The organism is Streptomyces sp. Y20, from assembly GCF_043195475.1.
GTDB lineage: Bacteria > Actinomycetota > Actinomycetes > Streptomycetales > Streptomycetaceae > Streptomyces.
Genome location: NZ_JBIDDP010000003.1, coordinates 398,286 through 422,067, shown reverse-complemented (window position 1 = coordinate 422,067; position 23,782 = coordinate 398,286). Strand labels below are relative to the sequence as shown.

Annotated in this window: 22 protein-coding genes and 1 tRNA gene; 11 read left to right on the top strand and 12 right to left on the bottom strand. The window is 71.8% G+C overall.

From position 1 onward, the window contains the following. The first annotated feature begins 106 nt into the window (after positions 1-106). Genes ACGFT1_RS10220 through ACGFT1_RS10205 form a run of 4 tightly spaced genes read left to right on the top strand, consistent with a single transcriptional unit; the run spans position 107 to position 2,801 of the window. Entirely contained in the window at positions 107-268 is a 162-nt protein-coding gene (locus ACGFT1_RS10220; RefSeq protein WP_356819042.1) for a hypothetical protein, read from the top strand. Then, a complete protein-coding gene (locus ACGFT1_RS10215) occupies positions 265-903 on the top strand; it encodes an aminodeoxychorismate/anthranilate synthase component II (protein ID WP_373908567.1) in 639 nt (212 codons plus the stop codon). The genes ACGFT1_RS10220 and ACGFT1_RS10215 overlap by 4 nt, the downstream gene beginning before the upstream one ends. Continuing rightward, positions 900-2,015 (top strand): class E sortase, encoded by a 1,116-nt coding sequence (locus tag ACGFT1_RS10210; RefSeq protein WP_373908566.1) that lies wholly within the window; start codon positions 900-902, stop codon positions 2,013-2,015. Before ACGFT1_RS10215 ends, ACGFT1_RS10210 begins: the two co-directional genes overlap by 4 nt. Before the next feature lie 27 nt (positions 2,016-2,042). Next, the gene (locus ACGFT1_RS10205) at positions 2,043-2,801 is read left to right on the top strand and encodes a class E sortase (protein ID WP_373908565.1); all 759 of its coding nucleotides are present in this window, start codon (positions 2,043-2,045) and stop codon (positions 2,799-2,801) included. Between the two features lie 81 nt (positions 2,802-2,882). Here the strand turns inward: ACGFT1_RS10205 and pknB are convergent, their stop codons facing one another. The 6 genes from pknB to ACGFT1_RS10175 form a co-directional block, all read right to left on the bottom strand. Beyond that, complete coding sequence (gene pknB, locus ACGFT1_RS10200) at positions 2,883-4,904, bottom strand: Stk1 family PASTA domain-containing Ser/Thr kinase (protein WP_373908564.1); 2,022 nt, start codon at positions 4,902-4,904, stop codon at positions 2,883-2,885. Positions 4,905-5,099: 195 nt separating this feature from the next. Further along, a complete protein-coding gene (locus ACGFT1_RS10195; RefSeq protein ID WP_373908563.1) occupies positions 5,100-6,584 on the bottom strand; it encodes a peptidoglycan D,D-transpeptidase FtsI family protein in 1,485 nt (494 codons plus the stop codon). Continuing rightward, a complete protein-coding gene (locus ACGFT1_RS10190) occupies positions 6,581-8,023 on the bottom strand; it encodes an FtsW/RodA/SpoVE family cell cycle protein (RefSeq protein WP_373908562.1) in 1,443 nt (480 codons plus the stop codon). The genes ACGFT1_RS10195 and ACGFT1_RS10190 overlap by 4 nt, the downstream gene beginning before the upstream one ends. A gap of 27 nt (positions 8,024-8,050) precedes the next feature. Beyond that, positions 8,051-9,610, bottom strand: coding sequence for a Stp1/IreP family PP2C-type Ser/Thr phosphatase (locus ACGFT1_RS10185; protein WP_373908761.1), 1,560 nt, complete (start codon positions 9,608-9,610; stop codon positions 8,051-8,053). 140 nt (positions 9,611-9,750) lie between these two features. Continuing rightward, a complete protein-coding gene (locus ACGFT1_RS10180; protein WP_373908561.1) occupies positions 9,751-10,278 on the bottom strand; it encodes an FHA domain-containing protein in 528 nt (175 codons plus the stop codon). Between the two features lie 10 nt (positions 10,279-10,288). After that, positions 10,289-11,146 (bottom strand): FhaA domain-containing protein, encoded by an 858-nt coding sequence (locus tag ACGFT1_RS10175; protein ID WP_373908560.1) that lies wholly within the window; start codon positions 11,144-11,146, stop codon positions 10,289-10,291. A 440-nt stretch (positions 11,147-11,586) separates the two neighbouring features. Between ACGFT1_RS10175 and ACGFT1_RS10170 the strand changes: the two genes are divergently transcribed. The 4 genes from ACGFT1_RS10170 to ACGFT1_RS10155 all read left to right on the top strand — a co-directional run bounded on the left by ACGFT1_RS10170 (position 11,587) and on the right by ACGFT1_RS10155 (position 14,804). Continuing rightward, positions 11,587-11,670: transfer RNA gene (locus ACGFT1_RS10170), tRNA-Leu, on the top strand. A gap of 275 nt (positions 11,671-11,945) precedes the next feature. Next, entirely contained in the window at positions 11,946-13,388 is a 1,443-nt protein-coding gene (locus ACGFT1_RS10165; RefSeq protein ID WP_373908760.1) for a DUF2252 domain-containing protein, read from the top strand. 204 nt (positions 13,389-13,592) lie between these two features. Beyond that, positions 13,593-14,405 carry a hypothetical protein gene (locus tag ACGFT1_RS10160; RefSeq protein ID WP_373908559.1) on the top strand — a complete coding sequence of 271 codons (813 nt, stop codon included), beginning with the start codon at positions 13,593-13,595 and terminating at the stop codon, positions 14,403-14,405. Positions 14,406-14,474: 69 nt separating this feature from the next. Further along, positions 14,475-14,804: a rhodanese-like domain-containing protein gene (locus ACGFT1_RS10155; protein WP_356819377.1), complete on the top strand. Its 330-nt coding sequence runs from the start codon at positions 14,475-14,477 to the stop codon at positions 14,802-14,804. Between the two features lie 180 nt (positions 14,805-14,984). On the opposite strand, the gene ACGFT1_RS10150 is transcribed toward ACGFT1_RS10155, so the two are convergent. The 5 genes from ACGFT1_RS10150 to paaA are packed head-to-tail and all read right to left on the bottom strand — an operon-like array spanning position 14,985 to position 18,643. Beyond that, positions 14,985-16,049, bottom strand: coding sequence for a 2Fe-2S iron-sulfur cluster-binding protein (locus tag ACGFT1_RS10150; protein WP_373908558.1), 1,065 nt, complete (start codon positions 16,047-16,049; stop codon positions 14,985-14,987). After that, on the bottom strand, positions 16,049-16,594 hold the full coding sequence (gene paaD, locus ACGFT1_RS10145; RefSeq protein ID WP_373908557.1) for a 1,2-phenylacetyl-CoA epoxidase subunit PaaD: 546 nt from the start codon (positions 16,592-16,594) through the stop codon (positions 16,049-16,051). Before paaD ends, ACGFT1_RS10150 begins: the two co-directional genes overlap by 1 nt. Next, positions 16,588-17,289: a 1,2-phenylacetyl-CoA epoxidase subunit PaaC gene (gene paaC / locus ACGFT1_RS10140; RefSeq protein ID WP_373908759.1), complete on the bottom strand. Its 702-nt coding sequence runs from the start codon at positions 17,287-17,289 to the stop codon at positions 16,588-16,590. Before paaC ends, paaD begins: the two co-directional genes overlap by 7 nt. Before the next feature lie 56 nt (positions 17,290-17,345). Next, positions 17,346-17,633 (bottom strand): 1,2-phenylacetyl-CoA epoxidase subunit PaaB, encoded by a 288-nt coding sequence (gene paaB, locus ACGFT1_RS10135; RefSeq protein WP_356819018.1) that lies wholly within the window; start codon positions 17,631-17,633, stop codon positions 17,346-17,348. Beyond that, complete coding sequence (gene paaA, locus ACGFT1_RS10130; RefSeq protein WP_373908556.1) at positions 17,630-18,643, bottom strand: 1,2-phenylacetyl-CoA epoxidase subunit PaaA; 1,014 nt, start codon at positions 18,641-18,643, stop codon at positions 17,630-17,632. The genes paaB and paaA overlap by 4 nt, the downstream gene beginning before the upstream one ends. 485 nt (positions 18,644-19,128) lie before the next feature. On the opposite strand from paaA, the gene ACGFT1_RS10125 reads away from it, so the two are divergent. Genes ACGFT1_RS10125 through ACGFT1_RS10115 form a run of 3 tightly spaced genes read left to right on the top strand, consistent with a single transcriptional unit; the run spans position 19,129 to position 21,838 of the window. After that, positions 19,129-19,878: a DUF5819 family protein gene (locus tag ACGFT1_RS10125; protein WP_373908758.1), complete on the top strand. Its 750-nt coding sequence runs from the start codon at positions 19,129-19,131 to the stop codon at positions 19,876-19,878. Continuing rightward, positions 19,875-21,086 (top strand): HTTM domain-containing protein, encoded by a 1,212-nt coding sequence (locus ACGFT1_RS10120; protein WP_373908555.1) that lies wholly within the window; start codon positions 19,875-19,877, stop codon positions 21,084-21,086. The genes ACGFT1_RS10125 and ACGFT1_RS10120 overlap by 4 nt, the downstream gene beginning before the upstream one ends. After that, on the top strand, positions 21,083-21,838 hold the full coding sequence (locus tag ACGFT1_RS10115; RefSeq protein WP_373908554.1) for a TrmH family RNA methyltransferase: 756 nt from the start codon (positions 21,083-21,085) through the stop codon (positions 21,836-21,838). The genes ACGFT1_RS10120 and ACGFT1_RS10115 overlap by 4 nt, the downstream gene beginning before the upstream one ends. A 112-nt stretch (positions 21,839-21,950) precedes the next feature. On the opposite strand, the gene paaN is transcribed toward ACGFT1_RS10115, so the two are convergent. After that, complete coding sequence (gene paaN, locus ACGFT1_RS10110) at positions 21,951-23,642, bottom strand: phenylacetic acid degradation protein PaaN (protein WP_373908553.1); 1,692 nt, start codon at positions 23,640-23,642, stop codon at positions 21,951-21,953. Positions 23,643-23,782: the final 140 nt, after the last annotated feature.

Genomic DNA, 23,782 nt, shown 5'->3' with positions numbered 1-23,782 from the left:
CGGGTCCGCGGAGGCAGCCGAACCGGAGGCGCCGCGCCGCTAGTCTGGTGACGTACGGCGTGGGTCTGGTGCCGTAGGGAACACGGAAGGGACGGCAGGGGACGGCATGTACGGCTGGATCTGGCGGCATCTGCCGGGCAACGCGTGGGTGAGGGCGCTCGTCTCGCTCGTACTGGTCCTGGCCGTGGTCTACGTCCTGTTCCAGTACGTCTTCCCGTGGGCCGAGCCGCTGCTGCCCTTCAACGATGTGACGGTGGACAACCAGTGAGTGCGCGGATTCTCGTCGTCGACAACTACGACAGCTTCGTCTTCAACCTCGTCCAGTACCTGTACCAGCTGGGCGCCGAGTGCGAGGTGCTGCGCAACGACGAGGTGTCGACCGCGCACGCCCAGGACGGCTTCGACGGCGTCCTGCTCTCCCCCGGCCCCGGCACGCCCGAGGAGGCCGGCGTGTGCGTGGACATGGTCCGCCACTGCGCCTCGACCGGCGTACCTGTCTTCGGTGTCTGCCTCGGCATGCAGTCCATGCAGGTGGCGTACGGCGGTGTGGTCGACCGGGCGCCCGAGCTGCTGCACGGCAAGACCTCGCCGGTCGAGCACGGGGGCAAGGGTGTCTTCGCGGGCCTGCCCTCGCCCTTCACCGCGACCCGCTACCACTCCCTGGCCGCCGAGCCGGCGACCGTCCCGGCCGAGCTGGAGGTGACGGCCCGCACGCACGACGGCATCATCATGGGCCTGCGTCACCGCGAACTCCCGGTGGAGGGCGTGCAGTTCCATCCCGAGTCGGTGCTGACCGAGCACGGCCACCGGATGCTGGCCAACTGGCTCGCCGAGTGCGGCGACCAGGGCGCCGTGGCGAGATCGGCGGGGCTCGCCCCGGTGGTGGGCAGGGCCACGGCGTGACCGCGCTGCGCCCCGAGCGCGAGGACCTGTACGGCGGCGGCAGACCGTACGAGTCCTCCGGCGGTGCGCGGCCGCACACGGGACACCGGCAGGATCCGCCGACGGCCCCGATGCCCCGGCTGACGGAGGCCGGCCCGCCGCGTGGCGAGAACCTCGTCGCGCCGCCGCCTCCGGCCGACGCGGAGACGATGGCGCTGCGGATCCCGGTACCGGCGGACACCGTCCCTCGGAACGCGCCCCTGCGGCCGCCTGGCGCCTCTGCCGCCCCTCCTGCCACCGGAGCCGCACCGGGCGGCCGGGCGGCTCGCAGAAAGGCCGCCAAGCGCCGCGGCGGGCGCCACGGCGGGACCCGGGGGGCGGCGGCTCCGCCGGCGGAGCGGGACCCGGGGCGCCCCCGGTCCCGGGTGGAGGCCCGGCGGCAGGCGAAGGCGCGCAGACCGGGCCCGGCCGTCCTCGTGAGCCGGGCCGTCGGCGAGGTGTTCATCACCACCGGCGTGCTGATGCTGCTGTTCGTCACCTACCAGCTGTGGTGGACCAACGTGCGCGCGCACGCGCAGGCCGGCAGCGAGACGCACCAGCTCCAGGACGACTGGGCCAGCGGCAAACGCAAGCCGGGCGTCTTCGAACCGGGCCAGGGCTTCGCCATCCTGCACATCCCCGCCCTCGACGTCGTCGCGCCCATCGCGGAGGGCGTCAGCAACAAGAAGGTGCTCGACAAGGGCATGGTCGGGCACTACGGCGGGCAGAGCGCGCTCCGGACGGCGATGCCCGACGCCCGGACCGGCAACTTCGGTCTCGCCGCGCACCGCAACACCCACGGTGAGCCGTTCCGGTACATCAACCGGCTCAAGGCCGGCGACGCGGTCGTGGTCGAGACACAGGACACGTACTTCGTGTACAAGGTGACCTCGATGCTTCCGGTGACCCCGCCGTCCAACACGAGCGTGCTGGACCCCGTCCCGCCGGGCTCCGGGTTCACCCGGCCCGGCCGCTACATCACCCTCACCACCTGCACGCCGGAGTTCACCAGCAAGTACCGGCTGATCGTCTGGGGCAAGATGGTCGAGGAACGCCCGCGCAGCAAGGGCAAGCCGGACGCGCTCATCGAGTAGGGCTCATCGAGTAAGGGCAGACGAACTGTGGCAGCGACCACCGACGAGACCGAAGACACCACGGACGCGTCCGAACCGGACCCGGATCCGGCCGCGCGCCGCCGGCGCCCCGGCCGGATCGCGACAGCGGTCAGCGTCTTCGGTGAACTCCTCATCACCGCGGGCGTGCTGCTCGGCCTGTTCGTCGTCTACTCGCTGTGGTGGACCAACGTCATAGCGGACCGCAAGGCGGACCGGCAGGCCGACCGGGTCCGCGAGCACTGGGCGCAGCAGAGGGACACCGGCCCGGGCGCGCTCGACACCAAGGAGGGCATCGGCTTCCTGCACGTGCCGGCGATGAAGAACGGCGAGGTGCTGGTCGAGAAGGGCACGGGCACGGACGTCCTCAACGACGGTGTGGCCGGCTACTACACGGACCCGGTCAGATCCTCGCTGCCCACGACCGGCAGGACCGGCAACTTCGCCCTCGCCGCCCACCGCGACGGCCACGGCGCGAAGTTCCACAACATCGACAAGCTGCGCGAGGGCGACCCGGTCGTCTTCGAGACCCGGGACAACTGGTACGTCTACAAGGTCTACTCGATCCTGCCCGAGACCTCGAAGTACAACGTCAAGGTCCTGTCGTCCGTCCCCAGGGAGTCCGGCCGGAAGAAGCCCGGCCACTACATCACCCTGACGACCTGCACCCCCGTCTACACCTCCCGCTACCGCTACGTCGTCTGGGGCGAACTGGTCCGGGTGCAGAAGGTCGACGCCCGGCGGACCCCGCCGGCGGAACTGCGCTGACGCGCCCTCCCGGTGACACCGGGAACGACGTGGGCCCCTGCCGGGATGTCCCGGCAGGGGCCCACGTGCGAGCGCGGGGCGTCAGCCGGTGGTGCCACCGAAGAAGTTGGTGCCGCCGTTGCCGCCGCCGCCGTTGCCGTTCCCGCCGCCGTTGTTGTTGCCGAAGCCCAGCGTCGTCAGGGTGACGGTGGTGCTCCCCGGGTCGTCGACCTGGTCGTTCTGCTTCGGGTCCTGGGCGGCGACGATCGCGGTGTCGCTGCCGTCGCTGCCGCTCGCGAACTGGATGTTCGTGAAGCCGGCGGCGTTCAGCAGTTGCCGGGCCACGGCGACCGTGCGGCCCCGGACGTCCGGGACCGGCGTCTTCTGCGGTGCCTGCGCCTTGCCGACGTTGATCACCACGTTGGTGTTCTTGACGACCTGCTGACCCGCCGCCGGATTGGTGTTCTGCACCTTGCCGTTCTGGGCGGGGTCGGTGACCGCGGTGTCGTTGCAGGTCGGCGCGAGGCCCTTGGCCTGGAGTTCGGCCTTCGCCTCGTCACAGGACTTGCCGGTGACGTCGGGCACGGTGATCTTCTCCTCGGCCCTGGCGACCGTGAGCGTGATCGTGGAGCCCTTCTCCTTGCTGGTGCCGCCCTCCGGGTCCTGGGTGATGACCACACCGGGCGTGCGGTCCGACACCTGGGTCTTCTTGTCGACGTCGAAGCCCTTGGACTTGAGTTCGGCCTCCGCCTGGTCGAACTGGGCACCGCGCACGTCCGGCACGGTCACCTTCGGCGCGCCGGTGGAGATCACCAGGGTCACCGTGCTGTCCTTGGCGACCTTCCCGCCCGCATCCGGGTTCTGGGTGCACACGTTGCCCGTGGCCTGGTCGTCGCAGGACTTCTTGGTGACCGATACCTGGAGCCCGGCGTTGTCGGCCATCTTCCGGGCCGTCTTCTCCGGCTGGCCCACGAACGTCGGTACGACGACCTTGCCGTTGTCCGCGTTCTGGCCGCTGAAGGCCCACTTGCTGATCAGGATGGCGCCGACCAGCACCAGCAGGCCCGCCACCACCAGCAGGATCGTGGAGGTGTGCGACTTCTTCTGCTGGCGGCGGCGGTCCGGGCGGTCGTCGTAGCCGTAACCGCCGCCGTCGTCGGGGTTCATGGGTGGGAGCATGCTGGTCGCGCCGGCGCCCGCGTCCGACCGCAGGGCCGTCGTCGCCTGGTCGTCGGGGTAGCCGCCGTAGCCCACCGCGCCCATCGCGGCCGTGGCCGCGACCGGCTGGCCGTCCAGGCACGCCTCGATGTCGGCGCGCATCTCGTCGGCCGACTGGTAGCGGTAATCGGGGTCCTTGACCAGCGCCTTCAGGACGATGGCGTCCATCTCGGGGGTGATCTCGGGGTCGAAGACCGAGGGAGCCTGGGGTTCCTCGCGGACGTGCTGGTAGGCGACGGCCACGGGGGAGTCGCCCACGAACGGCGGACGGACCGTCAGCAGCTCGTACAGGAGGCAGCCGGTCGAGTAGAGGTCGGAGCGGGCGTCGACCTGCTCGCCCTTGGCCTGCTCGGGCGAGAGGTACTGGGCCGTGCCGATCACCGCGGCCGTCTGGGTCATGGTCATCCCGGAGTCGCCCATGGCGCGGGCGATACCGAAGTCCATCACCTTGACCTGGCCGTTGCGGGTCAGCATGACGTTGGCCGGCTTGATGTCCCGGTGGACGATGCCGCTGCGGTGCGCGTACTCCAGGCCCTGGAGGATGCCGATGGTCATCTCCATCGCGCGCTCGGGCAGCAGCTTGCGGCCGGAGTGCAGCAGCTCGCGGAGCGTGGAACCGTCGACGTACTCCATCACGATGTACGGGATGGAGACCCCGTCGATGTAGTCCTCGCCCGTGTCGTAGACCGCGACGATCGCGGGATGGTTGAGCGAGGCGGCCGACTGGGCCTCCCGGCGGAACCGGGCCTGGAAGGACGGATCACGCGCGAGGTCCGCGCGCAGCGTCTTCACCGCAACGGTGCGGCCGAGGCGGGTGTCATGCGCGAGGTAGACCTCCGCCATGCCACCGCGGCCGAGCACCTGGCCCAGCTCGTACCGGCCGCCGAGGCGACGCGGCTCTTCCATAGCTACCTACCAGCCCTCTCCGTCGGTCCCCGGCCGCACGGTCTGCGTGCGGCCGGAGGCTGCCGTCCGGGCCTACCGTACCCGGATCGCTCTGTGTGACCTGGCCAAGCCCATAACCCGATACGGGACCGGTACCGCAACGTGCGGTGATGTGAGGACGGTGTGAGCGGCATCACCCGGCGGTGATCGGGGCGGTCACTTCTTGGAGTTGATGACCGCTTCCATGACGCTCTTCGCGATCGGCGCGGCCAGGCCGCCGCCGGAGATGTCGTCGCGGTTGGCGCCCTCGTCCTCGATGACCACGGCCACGGCCACGGGGCTGCTGTGGTCGCTGAGCTTGGCGTAGGAGATGAACCAGGCGTACGGGTTCTCGCTGTTCTCCACACCGTGCTGGGCGGTACCGGTCTTGCCGCCGACGATCGCCCCGTCGATCTTCGCGCGGGTACCGGTGCCCTTCTCGACGACCGTCTCCATCATCGACTGCAGGATCTGCGCGTTCTCGGGCGACAGCGGCCGGCTCAGCTCCTCCGGCTGGGTCTTGGCGACCGGGTCCAGGTTGGGGGACTGCAACGAGTCGACCATGTACGGCTTCATCAGCTTGCCGTCGTTGGCGACCGCCGAGGCGACCATGGCCATCTGCAGCGGGGTGGTCGCGGTGTTGTACTGGCCGATGGAGGACAGCGCGGTCTGCGACGCGTTCATGCCGTCGGAGAACACCGAGGCGCTGGACCGCACCGGGGTGTACTGCTGGGAGTCGAAGCCGAACTTCTTCGCCTCGGCGAGCATCTTGTCGTTGCCGAGGTCGGCGCCGATCTTGCCGAAGACGCTGTTGCAGGAGTACTGGAGCGCGACCCGCATGGTCGCGTTCTCGCACGGGATGTTGCCCTCGTTCTTCAGCTGGGTGGTGGTGCCCGGCATGATCCACGGCAACGGTGAGTCGGTCTTCTGGTCGGCCGAGGTGTACTTGCCGTTCTCCAGCGCCGCCGCGGCCGTGACCACCTTGAAGGTGGAGCCCGGCGGATACGTCTCGCGCAGCGCCCGGTTCAGCATCGGGTCGGCCGGGTTGTACTTCTTCTGGAGCTTCTTCCAGGCCGCCGCGTCGTCGTTGCTGTTCCCCGCGAAGGACGAGGGGTCGTACGACGGGTAGGAGGCCAGCGCCAGTATCTTGCCCGTCGACGGCTCCAGGGCGACGACCGCGCCCTTGCCGCCCTGCCGGCGCAGGCCGTCGAACGCGGCCTTCTGCGCGGCGGCGTTCAGCGTGGTGACGACGTTGCCGCCCTGCTGCTGCTTGCCGGTGATCATGTCCAGCGTCTTGCGGAAGAACAGCCGGTCGTCGTCGCCGGTGAGGATGCCGTCGTCGATGGACTCCAGCTGGGTGGCGCCGAAGGCCTGCGAGGCGTACCCGGTGACCGGCGCCCACATGGCGCCGTTCTTGTAGGTCCGCTTGTACTTCAGGTCGTTCAGGCCGGTCTTACCGGCCGCGCTGGACCCGGTGATGGGGTCGCCGCCCACGATGATGTCACCGCGAGGGGTGGCGTAGCGGGCGATGGTGACGCGGCGGTTCTGCGGGTCGTCCTTCAGCTTGTCGGCCCTGAGGTACTGGAGGTAGTTGTCCCGCAGCAGCAGGGTCAGGACGAGGAGGCCGCAGAAGATCGCGATCCGGCGCAGGGGCTTGTTCATGACGGGCGGACCACCTGGGTCATCTCGGCGTCGGGGTTGGCGGCGGGGGCGGGCGCCGGGCGGCGGGCGGTGTCGCTGATGCGGATGAGGATGCCGATCAGCGCCCAGTTCGCCAGTACGGAGGAACCGCCGTACGCCATGAACGGCATGGTCATACCCGTCAGCGGGATGAGGCCCATCACACCGCCGGCCACGACGAACACCTGGAGCGCGAAGGCGCCGGAGAGGCCGATGGCGAGCAGCTTGCCGAACGGGTCGCGGGCGGCGAGGGCGGTGCGCACGCCGCGTTCCACGATCAGGCCGTAGATCAGCAGGATCGCCATGATGCCGGCCAGGCCCAGCTCCTCGCCGAAGGTGGCGAGGATGAAGTCGGAGTTCGCGGCGAACCGGATCAGGTCCGAGTGGCCCTGACCCCAGCCACTGCCGAGGGTGCCGCCCGAGCCGAACGCCCACAGCGCCTGTTGCAGCTGCTCGGAGTGTCCGGCGACGCCCTGGCGGCTGAGCGTGTACTCCCTCATCGGGTCGAGCCAGGACTGGACGCGGCTCTTCACGTGGGGCTCGATGCTCGCCACACCGACCGCGCCCGCCGCGGACATCAGCAGACCGAACACGATCCAGCTGGTCCGCTCCGTGGCGACGTACAGCATGACCACGAACATTCCGAAGAACAGCAGCGAGGTGCCGAGGTCGGTCTCGAAGACGAGGATGAGGATCGAGATCGCCCAGACGACCAGGATCGGGCCCAGGTCGCGTCCACGCGGCAGGTACAGGCCCATGAAGCGGCGGCTGGCGAGGGCCAGGGCATCGCGCTTCACCATCAGGTAACCGGCGAAGAAGATCGCGAGGACGATCTTCGCGAACTCACCCGGCTGGAGGGAGCCGAGGCCCGGGATGTTGATCCAGATCTTGGCGCCGTAGATGTTGGCGCCGAGGCCCGGCACCAGCGGCAGGATGAGCAGGACCAGGGCACCGAACATGGAGATGTACGTGTACCGCTGTAGGACGCGGTGGTCCTTGAGGAAGATCAGCACGACGACGAAGAACGCGATGCCCAGCGCGGTGTACAGCAGCTGGCGGGGTGCGGCCTGGAAGTAGTCGGGCAGGGAGTGCAGCAGCTTCGACTGGTCCAGCCGCCAGATGCACACCAGCCCGAGGCCGTTGAGCAGCGTGGCCAGCGGCAGCAGCAGTGGATCGGCGTACGGCGCGAACTTCCGGACGCCGATGTGGGCCACGCCGGCCAGCAGCCCCAGCCCGAGCCCGTAGCTCAGCAGCCCGGCGGGGACCTGGTCGTCGATGGCGAGGCCCACGTTGGCGTAGGCGAACACGGGGATGACCACCGCGAAGACCAGCAGGGCCAGCTCGGTGTTGCGCCGGCTCGGGGCGCCGATCGCGCCGATCGTGGACGTGTGATGCGTCGGCGAATTCGTAGTACTGCTCATCGTGTGACAGGGCCTCTCACGGCTTGCCTACTGCTTACCGCACAGCGAGACGACCTTCTGCTCGTCCTCCGAGAGAGTGGGGCCGGGGCTGGGGGTCGCGGACGGGGACGTGGACGGAGACTTCGAAGGGGACGTCGGGGACGGCTTCGAGGCCGACGGGTTCGGGGTCGTGGTCGGTGTCGGGGCCTTGGTGAAGGCGGTGCGTGTGACGGTGCCCGTGCCGCCACCGGTCCGGCCGGTGCCGTTCGTGGTGCTCCGCGCCTCCGCGGCGGCCTTGCGCTCGGCCTGCTTGCGGCACGCGGACGCCTGCACGGCCAGCTCCTGGACCTTCGTCCGGGCGTCCGTGAGACCGCCCTCCGTGATCGTGGCCTTGACCTGCTTCTGCTGGTACGGCGGCAGGTACTTGAGTTCGATCTCGGGGTGGTCCCGCTCCACCTTCGACAGCGACACCCAGGCCAGGTCCTGGCTGATCCCGCGGTACAGCGCGACGTGCTCGTCCTTCGCGCCGACGTAGTACTGCGTCTGCGTCCAGCGGTAGCCGCCGTAGAGGCCGCCGCCGACGACGGCGAGGGCGAGGACGCCGTACAGGGATCTCTTCAGCCACCGGTGCTTCCCGCGCGGCTTGGTGAAGTCGTCGTCGGCGTAGTCGTCGAAGCTGCCGTCCGGGACGTAGCCGGCGCTGTCGCCGGAGCCGGGCGGGCCGAACTCGCCGCCGCCGTGCCGCTGGCTCTGGCGGCCCAGGTGGGAGGCGCGGCCGGCCGGCGTCTGCATGATGCCGTTGTCGTGCAGGTGGTGCTGGTTCTCGGCGACGGCACCGACCACGACCGGCTGGTCGGACAGCTGGCCGGCGAGGGTGTCACCGGTGTCCAGGTCGAGGACGTCGGCGACGATGACCGTGATGTTGTCCGGACCGCCGCCGCGCAGCGCGAGCTGGATCAGCTCCTGCACGGTCTCCTGCGGGCCCTGGTAGCTGGCGAGGGTCTCCTCCATCGTCTGGTGGGAGACGACCCCGGACAGTCCGTCGGAGCAGATCAGATAGCGGTCGCCCGCCCGGACCTCGCGCACCGACAGATCCGGTTCGACGTGCTCGCCGCTGCCGAGGGCGCGCATCAGCAGGGAACGCTGTGGGTGGGTGGTGGCCTCTTCCTCGGTGATCCGGCCCTCGTCGACGAGACGCTGCACCCAGGTGTGGTCCTGCGTGATCTGCGTGAGCACGCCGTCGCGGAGCAGATACGCGCGCGAGTCGCCGACGTGCACCAGGCCGAGCCGCTGCCCGGTCCACAGCAGGGCGGTGAGGGTCGTGCCCATGCCCTCCAGCTGCGGGTCCTCCTCGACCATGGAGCGCAGCTGGTCGTTGGCGCGCTGCACGGCCACACCGAGGGAGGTGAGGAGGTCGGAGCCGGGCACGTCGTCGTCGAGGGTGACCAGGGTGGAGATCACCTCGGAGGACGCGACCTCGCCCGCCGCCTGGCCGCCCATGCCGTCGGCGATGGCGAGCAGGCGCGGACCGGCGTAACCGGAGTCCTCGTTGCCCTCGCGGATCATGCCCTTGTGCGATCCGGCGGCAAAGCGCAGTGACAGACTCATGCGCACCTCGCCCGTCGGCTCCGGGTACAGCCGGTCGTGTCGAGCCACACTGCCCACCCTCCGGTCGGGAGCGCGCCGGAGACCGGGTGGCGGCCTGCCGCTGCGTGCTCGCTCCGCTCGCGCTTACTCATGACGTAGCACTACTTCCGCAGCTCGATTGCGGTCTTGCCGATGCGGATCGGCGCGCCCAGCGGGATCGGTGTGGGGGTCGTCAGCCGGGACCGGTCCAGATAGGTGCCGTTGGTGGAGCCGAGATCCTCGATGATCCACTGGCCGTTCTGGTCCGGGTAGATCCTGGCATGGCGGCTGGAGGCGTAGTCGTCGTCCAGCACGATGGTGGAGTCGTGCGCCCGGCCCAGGGTGATGGTCTGGCCCTGCAACGCGACGGTGGTACCCGTGAGGGTGCCCTCGGTGACTACCAGCTTGGAGGGGGCGTTGCGGCCACGCCTGCCGCCCCCCTGCTGCCCGCGCTGGGGCGGGGGCGCGGCGGCGGCGGCCTGCTGCCGGGGGGCCGTCTGCTGCGGGCGCCCGGCCTCCCTGCGCGATCCGCGCTGAGTGACGCGCGTACCGAACAGGTCGCTCCGGATGACCTGCACGGCCACGATCACGAACAGCCACAGTACGGCCAGGAAACCCAGCCGCATGACCGTGAGGGTCAGCTCTGACATTGCCCCCGCTTCACCCTTCGGCTTGCCTATAGATAACGGTGGTGCTGCCCACGACGATCCGCGAGCCGTCGCGGAGCGTAGCGCGGGTGGTGTGCTGCCCGTCCACCACGATGCCGTTGGTGGAGCCGAGATCCTGGATCGTCGAGGGCGTTCCGGTCCGGATCTCGCAGTGCCGGCGGGAGACGCCGGGGTCGTCGATCCGCACGTCGGCGTCGGTGCTGCGGCCCAGCACCAGCGTCGGGCGGGAGATCTGGTGGCGGGTGCCGTTGATCTCGATCCAGTAGCGGGTGCGCGCGCCGCTCATCGGGGCGGCGGCGGGTCGCTGGGTGGCGGGCTGCGGGTAGCCGTAGCCGCCGGGCCGGGCGCCGGGCGGCGGTGCGGCCGGCATCGGGGGAGGTCCGGCGGGCGAGGGGCCGTAGCCGCCCGGGGCGCCGGCGCCCGTGGGGCCGGGCCGCCCGGCCGGTGCGGCGGGCGCCTGGCCCTGCTGGTTGCTGGAGGAGGCGAGGGTGCGCGAGCGCACCCGGTACAGGCCGGTGTCCAGGTCCTCGGCCTTCTCCAGGTTGACCTTGATCGGTCCCATGAAGGTGTAGCGCTGCTGCTTGGCGTAGTCGCGCACCATTCCGGCCAGCTCGTCGCCGAGCTGCCCGGAGTAGGGGCTGAGGCGCTCGTGGTCGGGCGCGCTCAGCTCCACGATGAAGTCGTTGGGTACGACCGTCCGGTCGCGGTTCCAGATGGTGGCGTTGTTGTCGCACTCCCGCTGGAGCGCTCCGGCGATCTCCACGGGCTGGACCTCGGACTTGAAGACCTTGGCGAAGGTGCCGTTCACCAGACCTTCGAGACGCTGCTCGAACTTCTTCAGGACTCCCATGGGGCACCTCCTCCGTCCCTGCCGCTGTCTTGCCCTGCTGTGTGCCGCTGCCTTGCCGGTACTTCCGGTACTGCTCGCTGATCGTATCTACGCGCCCGCCAATCAGCCGGTTCCCCCAGCGGCTCCCCTTCGAACTCCTGGCGCGTGTCCTGCTGGCATGGATCGTAGAGGCGGGCGAAGACCAGTGTCCCGCACCCGGCTGTGGACCCGGCCCGCCTCCTGGTGAGATGGCCGGGACCGGTACGAGGTTGATACGTGAACCGCGTCTCCTTGGTACCCGCGCCGCCGCGTGACAGCCGCGGGCGCGCCGCGACGGGACCCGGGGGCCGGCGGCGGGGGCGCCCGGGAAGGGATGTGAATCCACCCCGTCCCACGTGCTAATGTTCTGCGTGTCGGAAGGGGCCAGCCCGCAAGGGCCGGACACGGAAGACACACCCAATGCGCGGGTGGCGGAATAGGCAGACGCGCTGGATTCAGGTTCCAGTGCCCGCAAGGGCGTGGGGGTTCAACTCCCCCCTCGCGCACAACGAGAACCGATGAAACGGGTCTCCACCGGTGACGGATGTCACGGTGGAGGCCCGTTTCTCGTTGTACCGCCGTGTGAGGCGTCGCACAGCCACGGAGCCGGCCGGGAACGGTGCCGGCCGCGGCCGGTGCCCGGTGAGCTATCTCACGGGGTCTCAAGAGGCGGCGGTCGGCTGATGTGTTCCCGTCACCGGTTGTACGGTCTCCCCCGAGTCGGTGTGGGTACCGACGCCTGTTCGCCAGGCGTGCGGGAGTGCGGGGGGAGGCGGTCGTGGTGACCGGAACCGGTGTGGTGGCTGCGTCAGAGGGGGGCGAGGCGGCGAGCCGGGGTGCGCGTTCGCTGCCCCGGGTGCGCGGGTTCGCCCAGTGGCCGCCGCAGGGATCGCCGAAGAAGGAGGGCAAGGCCCTCAGGGCGAGCGTGCCGCGCGACGCGCACCGCACACTCGGTCTGGACTCCGCCCGCCCCGACGCGGTGAGCGCGGTGGCCGAGTCGAACGCGGGGCGGCTGCCCGTGCTGACCCCGATACGGGTGGGCCGGATGGCGGCCACCCCGTTCGCCTTCCTGCGCGGCTCGGCCGGGCTCATGGCGTACGACCTGGCCCGCACCCCCGTGACCGGGATCGCCACCCAGCTCTGCGGTGACGCGCACGCGGCCAACTTCGGCCTGTACGGCGACGCCCGCGGTGGCCTGGTCATCGACCTCAACGACTTCGACGAGACCGTGCACGGACCCTGGGAGTGGGACCTGAAGCGGCTCGCGGCCTCCCTGGTGCTCGCCGGGCGCGAGGCCGGTGCCGACGAGGACACCTGCCGCGCGGCGGCACGGGACGCGGCCGGTGCCTACCGGCGCACCATGCGCCTGCTGGCCGCACTGCCCGTCCTGGACGCCTGGAACGCCATCGCCGACGAGGAACTGGTCTCCCACACCGACGCCCACGACCTGCTGGGCACGCTGGAACGGGTCTCGGAGAAGGCGCGGGCCAACACCAGCGGCCGGTTCGCGGCCAAGTCGACCGAGACGGTGGCGGACGGCGGCCGCCGGTTCGTGGCCGCCCCGCCGGTGTTGCGCGAGATCCCGGACGCCGAGGCGGCAGCCGTCGCCGCGTCCCTGGAGTCGTACGTCGGCACCCTCGGCGAGGATCGGCACCCGCTGCTCGCCCGGCACGCGGTCCACGACGTGGCCTTCCGCGTGGTCGGCACCGGCAGCGTCGGCACCCGCTCCTACGTCGTGCTGCTGCTGGACCACCGCGGCGAACCGCTGGTGCTCCAGGTGAAGGAGGCCCGTCCGTCCGCGCTCGTCCCCCACCTGGCCACCGCCGGTTTCGAGGCGCCGCCGGTGGCGCACGAAGGGCGCCGGGTGGTCCTCGGGCAGAAGCGGATGCAGGTGGTGAGCGACGTCCTGCTGGGCTGGACGACCGTCGAGGGGCGGCCGTACCAGGTGCGGCAGTTCCGCAACCGCAAGGGCAGCGTCGACCCGGCCGCGCTCGCCGCCGACCAGATCGACGACTACGGCCGCATGACCGGCGCCCTGCTGGCCCGCGCCCACTCCCACAGCGCCGACCCGCGGCTGATCGCCGGGTACTGCGGGAAGAACGAGGAACTGGACGAGGCGGTGGCCGGCTTCGCCGTCGCCTACGCCGACCGCACCGAGGCGGACCACGCCGACCTGGTCGCGGGCATCCGGGCGGGACGGATCGCTGCCGAGTCGGGGGTGTGAGCGGGGTGTGAGGGGTGTGAGGGGAACGGACCGGATCCCGCCGCGGCAAGCGCGATCAGGGCTTCCCCTGGGGGCTGTCTCCCCGTGCAGGAGAGCCACTGCGGGGGAGGGCCCCTGTGGGGCCCCGTGTCATCGGGTGCGTCCCGGCCCACCGGCTCCCGGTGCGTGCCGGTCCGCGCGGGGCGCAGCGGCTAGTCTGGGCGGGTGACGACCCCGGAAGCCGACCAGTCCCAGTCGCCGCGTCCCGAAGAACGGCTGGAGCAGGCCGTACGGGCCGCCGAGCAGGCGTTGATCGAGTTCGAGATCGCCGTGGAGACCTACCGCGTCGAGGTCGAGAACTTCTCCCGCCTGCACGAGCAGCGCCTCGGCCCGCTCTACCTGCGTATCGAGGAACTCGACGCGGAGATCGCCGAGGCGAAGGCCGCCCGCACCCAGGACCCCGAGGACATCCGGCGGGCCGCGGAGGCCCGCGCCCACGTCCTGCCCATCCCGGGCGTGGAGGAGCTGCTGCACGGCTGGATGGACGGTGACGGCCTCTTCCCGGAGGCCGCCGCCATGCTCACCGACCAGGCGGTACGGCCCCCGCAGCGGGTACGGCCCAGCGAGGAGGCCCGCAAGCTCTACCGCGAGCTGGCCCGCAAGGCCCACCCCGACCTGGCCCAGGAGGACGAGGAGCGCAAGCGGCGCGAGGAGTTCCTCTCCCGGGTCAACGCAGCCTACGCCCGCGGCGACGCGCCCCTGCTCAGGGAGCTGGCCGCGGAATGGGCGGCCGGCCCCGTGCCGCCCGAGCGGCGGCCCAGCCCCGCCGAGGAGCTGTACGCCCGCCTGGAGTGGCTGGCCCAGCGCAAGGAACTGCTCACCCTCGTCGCCCGCGAGCTGGAGGACGGCGCCATCGCCGGCATGCTCCGCCTCGCGCCCGACGACCCGGACGGCCTGCTCGACGAGGTCGCCGGCCGGCTGCGCGCCGACATCGCCGAGCGGGAGGCGGAACTGGCGGACCTGCTCGGGCAGGCCTGAGCCGAACCGTCCTGGGCCGCCCGGTCCTGTCCTTCGGGTAGCGTCGGCGTCATGAATATCGGAGCTGGCGTGCCCACGGTCCCGGTCACCGACCTCAAGGACGGTGACTTCCTCCTGGACGTCCGCGAGGACGACGAGTGGCAGGCGGGTCACGCCGAGGGAGCGCTGCACATTCCCATCAGTGAGTTCGTGGCCCGGTACGGCGAGCTGACCGAGGCCGCCCCGCAGGACGGCCGCGTCCACGTCATCTGCCGCTCGGGCGGCCGCTCGGCCCAGGTGACCATGTACCTGGTCCAGCAGGGCATCGACGCGGTGAACGTCGACGGCGGCATGCAGCACTGGCACGCCACCGGCCGCCCGGTGGTCACCGACGACGGCAAGCCGGGCTTCGTCCTGTAACCGGCCCGGTCAGCGTGGCCGTGGCGCCGGGCGTGGCCCAGCCGTGGGCCCGGTGCCGCGGCGCCGGGCGTGGCCAGCCGCGGTCCGGTGCCGCGGGTTCGCCGGTCCCGGGCGCGCCGGTCCGGGTGCGCCGGTCGCGGTGGCGCGGGTTCGGGTTCGCCGGCCGCGGTGCGGCGCCGGTCAGCGGTCGAAGTCCAGCTCCACCTTCTCCGTCAGCGGGTGCGACTGACAGGCCAGCACGTACCCGGCCTCCGTCTCCTCCTTCTCCAGCGCGAAGTTGCGGTCCATGCGGACCTCGCCCGAGACCAGGAAGGCCCGGCACGTCCCGCACACCCCGCCCTTGCAGGCGTAGGGCGCGTCGGACCGGTTCCGCAGCACCGTCTCCAGCAGTGACTCGCCCTCCCGCACCGGCCATGTGCCGCCGCGTCCGTCCAGCCGCGCGGTGACGGTGCTGTGCGCGGGGGCCGAGGCGGTGAACACCGTGGCGCTCCCCGCGTCCACGTGGAAGATCTCCTGGTGGATCCGCGACCGGTCCACGCCCAGTTCGCGCAGTGCCCGCTCCGCGTCCTCGACCAGCCCGTACGGCCCGCACAGGAACCAGCCCGCCACCCGCTCCGCCGGCAGCAGCGCGGGCAGCAGCCCCACGAGCCGCTCCCGGTCCAGCCGGCCCGACGGCAGGCCCGCCTGCTGCTCCTCCCGGGAGAGCACGGTCACCAGCTGGAACCGCTCGGGGTAGCGGTCCTTCAGGTCGGCGACCTCCTCCAGGAACATCGTCGAGGCGGCCGTGCGGTCGCTGCGTATCAGGCAGAAGCGGGCCGCGGGCTCGCGCGCCAGCAGTGTGGTGACGATGGACAGCACCGGGGTGATGCCGCTGCCGCCGACCACCGCCGCGTACAGCCCCGGCGCCGGGTCCAGGGTGAAGCGGCCCGCCGGGGTCATGACCTCGAGTTCGTCACCGACGGCGATCTCCTTCAGGGCGTACGAGGAGAAGGCACCGCCCTCGACCAGCCGCACCCCCACCCGCAGGGTGTCCGGGCCGCCGCCGGCCGGGTCGGGCGCGGGGGAGCAGATCGAGTAGGTGCGCCGGATCTCCGTGCCGTCGACCCGGCGGCGCAGCGCGAGATGCTGGCCGGGCCGGTGCCGGTACTCCTCGCGCAGCCCGGGCGGGACGCTGAGGGTGAGGGCGACGGAGTCGTCGGTGAGCGGGTCGACCGCGGCCACCGGGAGCGGGTGGAAGCGTGCCATCACAACTCCTTGAAGTGGTCGAACGGTTCACGGCAGGCCAGGCAGCGGCGCAGCGCCTTGCAGGCGGTGGACGAGAACCGGCTCAGCAGCTCGGTGTCGGCCGAGCCGCAGTGCGGGCAGCGGACGGGCTCCGCCGCGCTGTGCGTGCCGGTCTCCGTGCCGTGCGTGCGGGTCGGGCCGAGTGCCAGCGGGACCGGGCCGGAGGCGGCGTGCGGGCGCGGGGGCGCGATGCCGAACTCCTGGAGCTTGCGCCGTCCTTCGGGGGTGATGTCGTCGGTCGACCAGGCGGGCGTGAGCACGGTGCGGACGGTCACCTCGCGCATCCCGTGGGCGCGCAGGGCCCGTTCGATGTCGAGGCTCATCGCCTCGACGGCCGGGCAGCCGGTGTAGGTCGGGGTCAGATCGACATCCACCGTGTCCGCGCCGTGCACGCGTACCGCGCGCAGTACACCCAGCTCCCGCAGGGTGAGCACGGGCAGTTCGGGATCGGGCACCGCGCCGGCCAGCTCCAGCAGCTCCGCCTCCAGGGCGGTCGCGGTCACCATGACGCCCCCGGATGACTGCGGTGCAGGTGCTGCATCTCGGCGAGCATCCGCCCGAACGATTCGGTGTGCAGGCCCTGCCGGCCGGCGCCGGCCACCCAGGCCCCGGCGCGCGGTCCCTGGGGGACGGTGAGGGTGGCCCGGCCGAGCACGTCGCCGACGTACTCCAGCCAGCGGGTCTGAAGCGCCGGCCAGTCGGCGTGCAGGCCCTCCACCGGCTGGAACATCTCCCCGGTGAACCGCCACAGCGCGTCGCAGGCCCGCTGCATCCGCTCATGGCTGGTCGGCGTGCCGTCACCGAGCCGCAGCGTCCACTGCTCGGCGTGGTCGCGGTGGTAGGCGACCTCCTTGACCGCCTTGGCGGCGAGCGGCGCGAACGGGCCGTCCCCGGTCGCCAGTTCCCCGTAGAGCAGCTGCTGGTAGACGGAGAAGTACAGCTGGCGGGCGATGGTGTGCGCGAAGTCGCCGTTCGGCTGCTCGACGAGCTGGAGGTTGCGGAAGGCGCGCTCCTCGCGGAGGTAGGCCAGGTCGTCCTCGTCACCGGCGAGTGACAGCAGCACCCGCGCCTGGCCGAGCAGGTCCAGGGCGATGTTGGCGAGGGCGACCTCCTCCTCCAGGACCGGGGCGTGCCCGGCCCACTCCCCCAGGCGGTGGGAGAGCACCAGGGCGTCGTCGCCGAGGGCGAGCGCGGCGGTCACCGGGACGGCGGCCGGGCCGGCGGGGGTCACCGGGTCGGGGGCGGGGCCGGTGGCGGTCACAGGTGCTTCACCCCTTCCGGGATCGCGTAGAAGGTCGGGTGCCGGTAGGGCTTGTCGGCGGCCGGCTCGAAGAACGGGTCCTTCTCGTCCGGCGACGACGCGGTGATCGAGGCGGCCGGCACCACCCAGATCGAGACGCCCTCGCCGCGCCGGGTGTACAGGTCGCGGGCGTTGCGCAGGGCCAGCTCGGCGTCGGGGGCGTGCAGGCTGCCGGCGTGGGTGTGGGAGAGGCCGCGCCGGGAGCGCACGAAGACCTCCCACAGCGGCCAGTCGGTGGTGCTCATGCTCGCGTCGCTCCCGTCTCACCGGCGGTGCCGGTGTGCTTGGCCGCGTAGGCCGCGGCCGCTTCCCGTACCCATGCGCCCTCGTCGTGGGCGCGCCTGCGCTGGGTGATCCGCTGTTCGTTGCACGGGCCGTTGCCCTTGAGGACGTCCCAGAACTCGGTCCAGTCGATCGCGCCGAAGTCGTGGTGTCCCCGCTCCTCGTTCCACCGCAGGTCCGGGTCGGGGAGGGTGAGGCCCAGGGATTCGGCCTGCGGGACGCAGATGTCGACGAAGCGCTGGCGCAGCTCGTCGTTGGAGTGGCGCTTGATCTTCCACTCCATCGACTGCGCGGAGTGCTGGGACTCGTCGTCGGGCGGGCCGAACATCATCAGTGACGGCCACCACCAGCGGTCCACCGCGTCCTGCGCCATCGCGTGCTGCTCGGGGGTGCCCTTGCTCAGGGCCAGAAGCAGTTCATAGCCCTGGCGCTGATGGAAGGACTCCTCCTTGCAGATCCGTACCATCGCGCGCGCGTACGGACCGTAGGAGCAGCGGCACAGGGGGACCTGGTTGGTGATCGCGGCGCCGTCCACCAGCCAGCCGATCGCGCCGACGTCGGCCCAGGTCAGCGTCGGGTAGTTGAAGATCGAGGAGTACTTCTGGCGGCCGGAGTGCAGCTTGCCGAGCAGCTCGTCGCGGCTGGTGCCGAGGGTCTCGGCGGCGCTGTACAGATACAGGCCGTGGCCGGCCTCGTCCTGGACCTTGGCCATCAGGATCGCCTTGCGCCGCAGGGAGGGCGCGCGGGTGATCCAGTTGGCCTCCGGCTGCATGCCGATGATCTCGGAGTGCGCGTGCTGGGCGATCTGCCGGACCAGCGTCGCCCGGTAGGCGTCGGGCATCCAATCCCGCGGTTCGATGCGTTCGTCGGCGGCCACGGCCGCGTCGAAGGCGCCCTGGTAGGCCGCCGTGTCGACGGTGCGGGCGCCGTCCGCTTCCGTACGGGCCGTGCGCTGCGCGGCTGCTGTGGCCATGTGGTCCCCCTGACCTCGGGCTCGGCGGTGGGCACTGTCCCGATCGGGGCCGTCATCCGTGTCCCGACCGATCGTTCGGTTCGTGCGCATCCATGGTGTGCCGGGCCGCCACGGGGTGTCAACCGCTGTGGAGAACTCGGCCGGGCGCCTGTGGACGACGGCCGCGAGCAGGCCGGGAACCGGTCTGGGCGGGGCCGGGGGCGCTCCGTGAGGCCGGCCCGGACGAGGCCGGACGCGCACCGCGTGGCGGGACCCACCCGCGCCGGCCCGTACCCGGGGCTGTGCCCGGTGCCCGGGGCTGAGTACCGTTCCGTCGAGCGCCCAGACGTGGCGCTCGTGCGGCATGCGGCGCCTGTGCCGGCCGCGGCGCCACCGGGCCGTCCCGCCGGGCCGGGCGACCGGGCCGCGACGCATGACCGAGCGGACAACCGACCGAGCGGGACGACCGAGCCGACCGCATGAGCCGAAACGGGGGACGGGACCACATGGACGCGTACGACGAGGACCCGAGGGGCCCATTGGCCCCGGACGGGTCGGCCGGGACGCGTCTCCCGGAAGAGCCGCCGCGGCACGTGCCGCCCCCACCCCGTGCCGGGGTCGCCGCGCTCTCCCCCCGCTACCAGGTCGGCGCGGCCGTGGCGCTCGCGGTGGTCGCCGTCGCCGCCTGCGTGCACGTGCTGATGGTGTTCCTCAGCCTCGCGCCCGCCAACACGGTGACCAAGCAGCACGGCAAGGCGATAGAGGAGTGGCTCTATCCGGAGTTCGAGCAGAACTGGAAGCTGTTCGCGCCGAACCCGCTCCAGCAGAACATCGCCGTCCAGGTGCGCGCCCAGGTGCGTCTGCGTGCCGGCGGCGTGCGCACCACCGGCTGGACCGACCTCTCCGCCCAGGACGGCGCCGCCATCGACGGCAACCTGGTGCCCAGCCACACCCAGCAGAACGAGCTGCGCCGGGCCTGGGACTACTTCGCGGCCACGCACGGCGCCGACAACCGTCCGGTGGGCCTGCGCGGCTCCCTCTCCGAGCAGTATCTGCGGCGGATCGTGGTGATGCGCCTGTACCGCGACGATCCGACGAGCCGGGAAGGTGTGATCCAGCGCGTGCAGGTCCGCTCCAGCACGACCAACGTCCAGCCGCCGGCGTGGAGCCGTGAGCGGGTCTCCGACAAGCCCGTCCACCGTCAGATGCCCTGGTGGTCCCTGACGGCCGACGAGGCGGCGGGGGGCGTGCGGTGAACGAGCTGTCCGTGGCACTGTCCCGCGGTGTCGCCCGGGTCACCGAGGCGGCCCTCGGCCCCTACCAGAGCGCCGTGATCCGGATCGGCTTCTCGCTGACCTGGCTGCTCTTCCTGCTGCGCGAGTTCCCCCACCGCCGGGAGCTGTACGGTCCCACCGGACCGTGGGGCTGGAACCTCGCCAAGCAGCTGACGGCCGACAACCACGCCTTCACGGCGCTGCTGTGGTCCGACAGCCGGCTCTGGTTCGAGTGCTGCTACACGCTGGCGATCCTCGCGAGCGCCGCCCTGCTGCTCGGCTGGCGCACCCGGACCGCCTCCCTGCTGTTCATGGTGGGCGTGCTGTCCCTCCAGAACCGCAGCGTCTTCGTCGGCGACGGCGGTGACAACGTCCTGCACCTGATGTCCTTCTACCTGGTGTTCACGCGCTGCGGCCAGGTGTGGTCCCTCGACGCGCGGCGCGCGGCCCGCGCCGAGGCGGCACGCGCGCGTGGCGAGCGCTTGCCCGCCGACCGGGTGGGGCCGGTGCTCTGGGCGGTGCTCGGCGCGGCACTCGGCACGGTCACGCTGACCGGCCGCTTCGACAACGGCTGGTTGATCCCCGCGCTGCTGTGGACGGCCTGGGCGGCGCTCGGCCTGTGGTGGGCCGCGGGCCGCCGACAGGCCTGGGAGCAGCCCCGCATCCTGCTGGACGTCATCGCCAACGTCCTGCACAACGGAGCCCTGGCCGTGATCATGGCGGAGGCCTGCCTGATCTACGCCACGGCCGGCTGGTACAAGATCCAGGGTTCGCGCTGGCAGGACGGTACCGCCGTCTACTACCCGCTCCACCTGGACTACTTCTCCCCCTGGCCCGGACTCGCCGACCTGATGTCCTCCAGCGGAACGATCATGATGGTGGCGGCCTACGGGACCGTCATGGTGCAGGTCGCCTTCCCGTTCACCCTGTTCAACCGGCGGGTCAAGAACGTCCTGCTGGTGCTGATGATGACCGAGCACGCGGTGATCGCGGTCGTCCTCGGCCTGCCGTTCTTCTCACTGGCGATGATCGCGGCGGACGCGGTGTTCCTGCCGACGGGCTTCCTGCGCCGGCTGGGCGGGCTGGTGGCACGCGCGCGGGAACGGCTCGTGCGGCGCGGCGGCCGTGCGGTGCCCCCGCCACGCTCCCCCGAGGAGGCCGCACCGGGCCGCGTAGGGTTCGGCGCATGACCGATCCCCTGGCCCGCTGGCGCGCGCACGAGCAGGACGCCGTGCTGCTCGACGGCTTCCACGCCCTGAAGCACGCGCTGCGCTTCGGGGCCGAGGTGCCGGTCGCGGTCACCACCGACCGGGAGGCCGCGCTCGCTCTCGCCGAGGAGCTGGCCGGGGACGTACGGGACACGCTGGCCGCCCTGCTGACGGAGGTGTCCGGACCGGCGTACGCCGGCCTCGTCCCACGCCCGCATCCCACCGGCGTGGCCGCACTCGCCGTACGGCCCTCGCGCGCGGCCGGCCTCCGGGCGCTCGCCCGCACGCCCCGCCCCGCGCCCGTCGTGGTCCTGGACAACCCCCGCAACCTGGGCAACGCCGGTGCCGTGATCCGGCTGGCCGCCGGCTTCGGGGCCACCGGTGTGGTCACCACGGGCACGCTCGACCCGTGGCACCCGGCCGTGGTGCGCGGCGGCGCGGGCCTGCACTTCGCCACCACCGTGGAACACCTCGACGTCGCCGACCTGCCCACCGGCCCGCTGTTCGCCCTCGACCCGGAGGGCGAGGACATCCGCGGCACCCGGCTGCCCGACGACGCCGTCCTGGCCTTCGGGTCGGAACGCACCGGTCTCTCCGCGGAGCTGCGGGCCCGCGCCGACCACCTGCTGCGCCTCCCGATGCGCCCCCAGGTCTCCAGCTACAACCTGGCCACCAGCGTGGCGATGACGCTCTACCACTGGAGCGCGAACGGCACCCCCGGGGACGCGCGCTAGCCGGGTGCGCGCGCTAGCCGGGTGCCCCGTGCGGGCCCCGCTGTGCGCGCAGGGCCCCCGGGCCGCCCGTCCGCTGCGACGGCCCGCGGCACCCGGCAGGTGAGGGGGCGCTTCACGCCTCCCGGCGGACCTCCACCACCCGGAAGCGCCCGGCCACGAACGCGCCGTCGCACAGAGCCGCGTTCGCCGCCGGGTTGCCGCCCGAGCCGTGGAAGTCGGAGAACGCGGCGGTCTGGTTGACGTAGACCCCGCCGGTGAGGTTCAGGGAGAGCTGGGCCGCCTCCTCCAGGCATGCCTCCTCGACGGCGCGCTCGGTGTCGGCGTCGGTGGTGTACGCGCCGACCGTCATCGCGCCCTTCTCCCGGACCGTGCGGCGCAGCAGCTCGACCGCGTCCGTCACCGAGTCGACGGCGACGGCGAAGGAGACGGGGCCGAAGCACTCGCTCATGTAGGCCGCCTCGTCGTCCGGCTTGGCGCCGTCCAGCTTCACGATGACGGGGGTGCGGACCACCGCGTCCGGGAACTCCGGGTTGGTGATCTCGCGGGAGGCCAGGGCGACCTCGCCGAGGCCGGCCGCCGCCTCCAGGCGGGCCTTGACGTCCGGGTTGACGATCGCGCCGAGCAGGGCGTTCGCGCGCGCGTCGTCACCGAGCAGGCCGTCCACCGCGCGGGCGAGGTCGGCGGTGACCTCGTCGAAGGTCCTGGGGCCCTGGTCGGTGGTGATGCCGTCCCGGGGGATCAGCAGGTTCTGCGGGGTGGTGCACATCTGGCCGCTGTACAGGGACAGCGAGAACGCCAGGTTGGACAGCATGCCCTTGTAGTCGTCCGTGGAGTGCACGATCACCGTGTTGACGCCGGCCTTCTCCGTGTAGACCTGCGCCTGGTGGGCGTTGGTCTCCAGCCAGTCGCCGAAGGACGTCGACCCGGTGTAATCGATGATCCTGATCTCGGGACGGGTGGCGAGGGTCTTGGCGACGCCCTCGCCGGGACGCTCGGCGGCCAGCGCGACCAGGTTCGGGTCGAAGCCGGCTCCGGCCAGCACGTCCCGGGCGACCTGCACGGTCAGCGCGAGCGGCAGCACCGCGCGCGGATGCGGCTTGACCAGGACCGCGTTGCCGGTGGCCAGGGAGGCGAACAGACCCGGGTAGCCGTTCCAGGTGGGGAAGGTGTTGCAGCCGATGACCAGGCCGATGCCGCGCGGGACCGCGGTGAACCGCTTGGTGAGCGTCAGCGGGTCCCGCTTGCCCTGCGGCTTGCTCCACTCCGCCGCGTCGGGCGTGCGGACCTGCTCCGCGAACGCGTACGCCACCGCCTCCAGGCCGCGGTCCTGGGCGTGCGGGCCGCCCGCCTGGAACGCCATCATGAACGCCTGACCGCTGGTGTGCATCACGGCGTGCGCGAACTCGTGCGTCCGGTCGCTGATCCGCTTGAGGATCTCCAGGCAGACCACCGCCCGCACCTCCGGGCCGGCGTCCCGCCACGCCCGCTGTCCGGCCCGCATGGCCGGCAGCAGCACATCGATGTCCGCGTGCGGGTAGGTCACGCCCAGCTCGACGCCGTACGGCGAGACCTCGCCGCCCACCCAGTCGTCCGTGCCGGGCTGGCCGAGGTCCAGCCGGGTGCCCAGCAGGGCGTCGAAGGCGGCCTTGCCCGCCGCCGCGTCCAGGCTGCCGTGCTCGCCGTACGCCTTGGGGTGCTCGGGGTGCGGGGACCAGTACGCGCGCGTGCGGATCGTTTCCAGGGCCTGGTCGAGAGTGGGCCGGTGCTTCGCGGTCAACTCGTGCGCGGTCAGTTCGGCGGCCATGCGGGACCAACTCCTCGTCTGGAGAACTCTTCGTCGAGTTCACGACCTGGCAGAAAGAGCAGCGGGATGGTGCAGTCAGAGCTAGAGTAACCGAACGATCGGTCGGGACAAGGGGGTCCGCCGTATCTGTGGAAAAGCCC

Bases quoted from the DNA above. Each gene is read 5' to 3' on its own strand.
- pknB (WP_373908564.1), bottom strand. From the start codon at position 4,904: ATGGAAGAGCCGCGTCGCCTCGGCGGCCGGTACGAGCTGGGCCAGGTG.
- paaD (WP_373908557.1), bottom strand. From the start codon at position 16,594: ATGGTGACCGCGACCGCCCTGGAGGCGGAGCTGCTGGAGCTGGCCGGC.
- ACGFT1_RS10115 (WP_373908554.1), top strand. From the start codon at position 21,083: ATGACCGATCCCCTGGCCCGCTGGCGCGCGCACGAGCAGGACGCCGTG.
- ACGFT1_RS10125 (WP_373908758.1), top strand. From the start codon at position 19,129: ATGGACGCGTACGACGAGGACCCGAGGGGCCCATTGGCCCCGGACGGG.
- paaB (WP_356819018.1), bottom strand. From the start codon at position 17,633: ATGAGCACCACCGACTGGCCGCTGTGGGAGGTCTTCGTGCGCTCCCGG.
- ACGFT1_RS10180 (WP_373908561.1), bottom strand. From the start codon at position 10,278: ATGTCAGAGCTGACCCTCACGGTCATGCGGCTGGGTTTCCTGGCCGTA.
- ACGFT1_RS10185 (WP_373908761.1), bottom strand. From the start codon at position 9,610: ATGAGTCTGTCACTGCGCTTTGCCGCCGGATCGCACAAGGGCATGATC.
- ACGFT1_RS10150 (WP_373908558.1), bottom strand. From the start codon at position 16,049: ATGGCACGCTTCCACCCGCTCCCGGTGGCCGCGGTCGACCCGCTCACC.
- ACGFT1_RS10175 (WP_373908560.1), bottom strand. From the start codon at position 11,146: ATGGGAGTCCTGAAGAAGTTCGAGCAGCGTCTCGAAGGTCTGGTGAAC.
- ACGFT1_RS10190 (WP_373908562.1), bottom strand. From the start codon at position 8,023: ATGAGCAGTACTACGAATTCGCCGACGCATCACACGTCCACGATCGGC.
- ACGFT1_RS10220 (WP_356819042.1), top strand. From the start codon at position 107: ATGTACGGCTGGATCTGGCGGCATCTGCCGGGCAACGCGTGGGTGAGG.
- paaN (WP_373908553.1), bottom strand. From the start codon at position 23,642: ATGGCCGCCGAACTGACCGCGCACGAGTTGACCGCGAAGCACCGGCCC.
- paaA (WP_373908556.1), bottom strand. From the start codon at position 18,643: ATGGCCACAGCAGCCGCGCAGCGCACGGCCCGTACGGAAGCGGACGGC.
- ACGFT1_RS10195 (WP_373908563.1), bottom strand. From the start codon at position 6,584: ATGAACAAGCCCCTGCGCCGGATCGCGATCTTCTGCGGCCTCCTCGTC.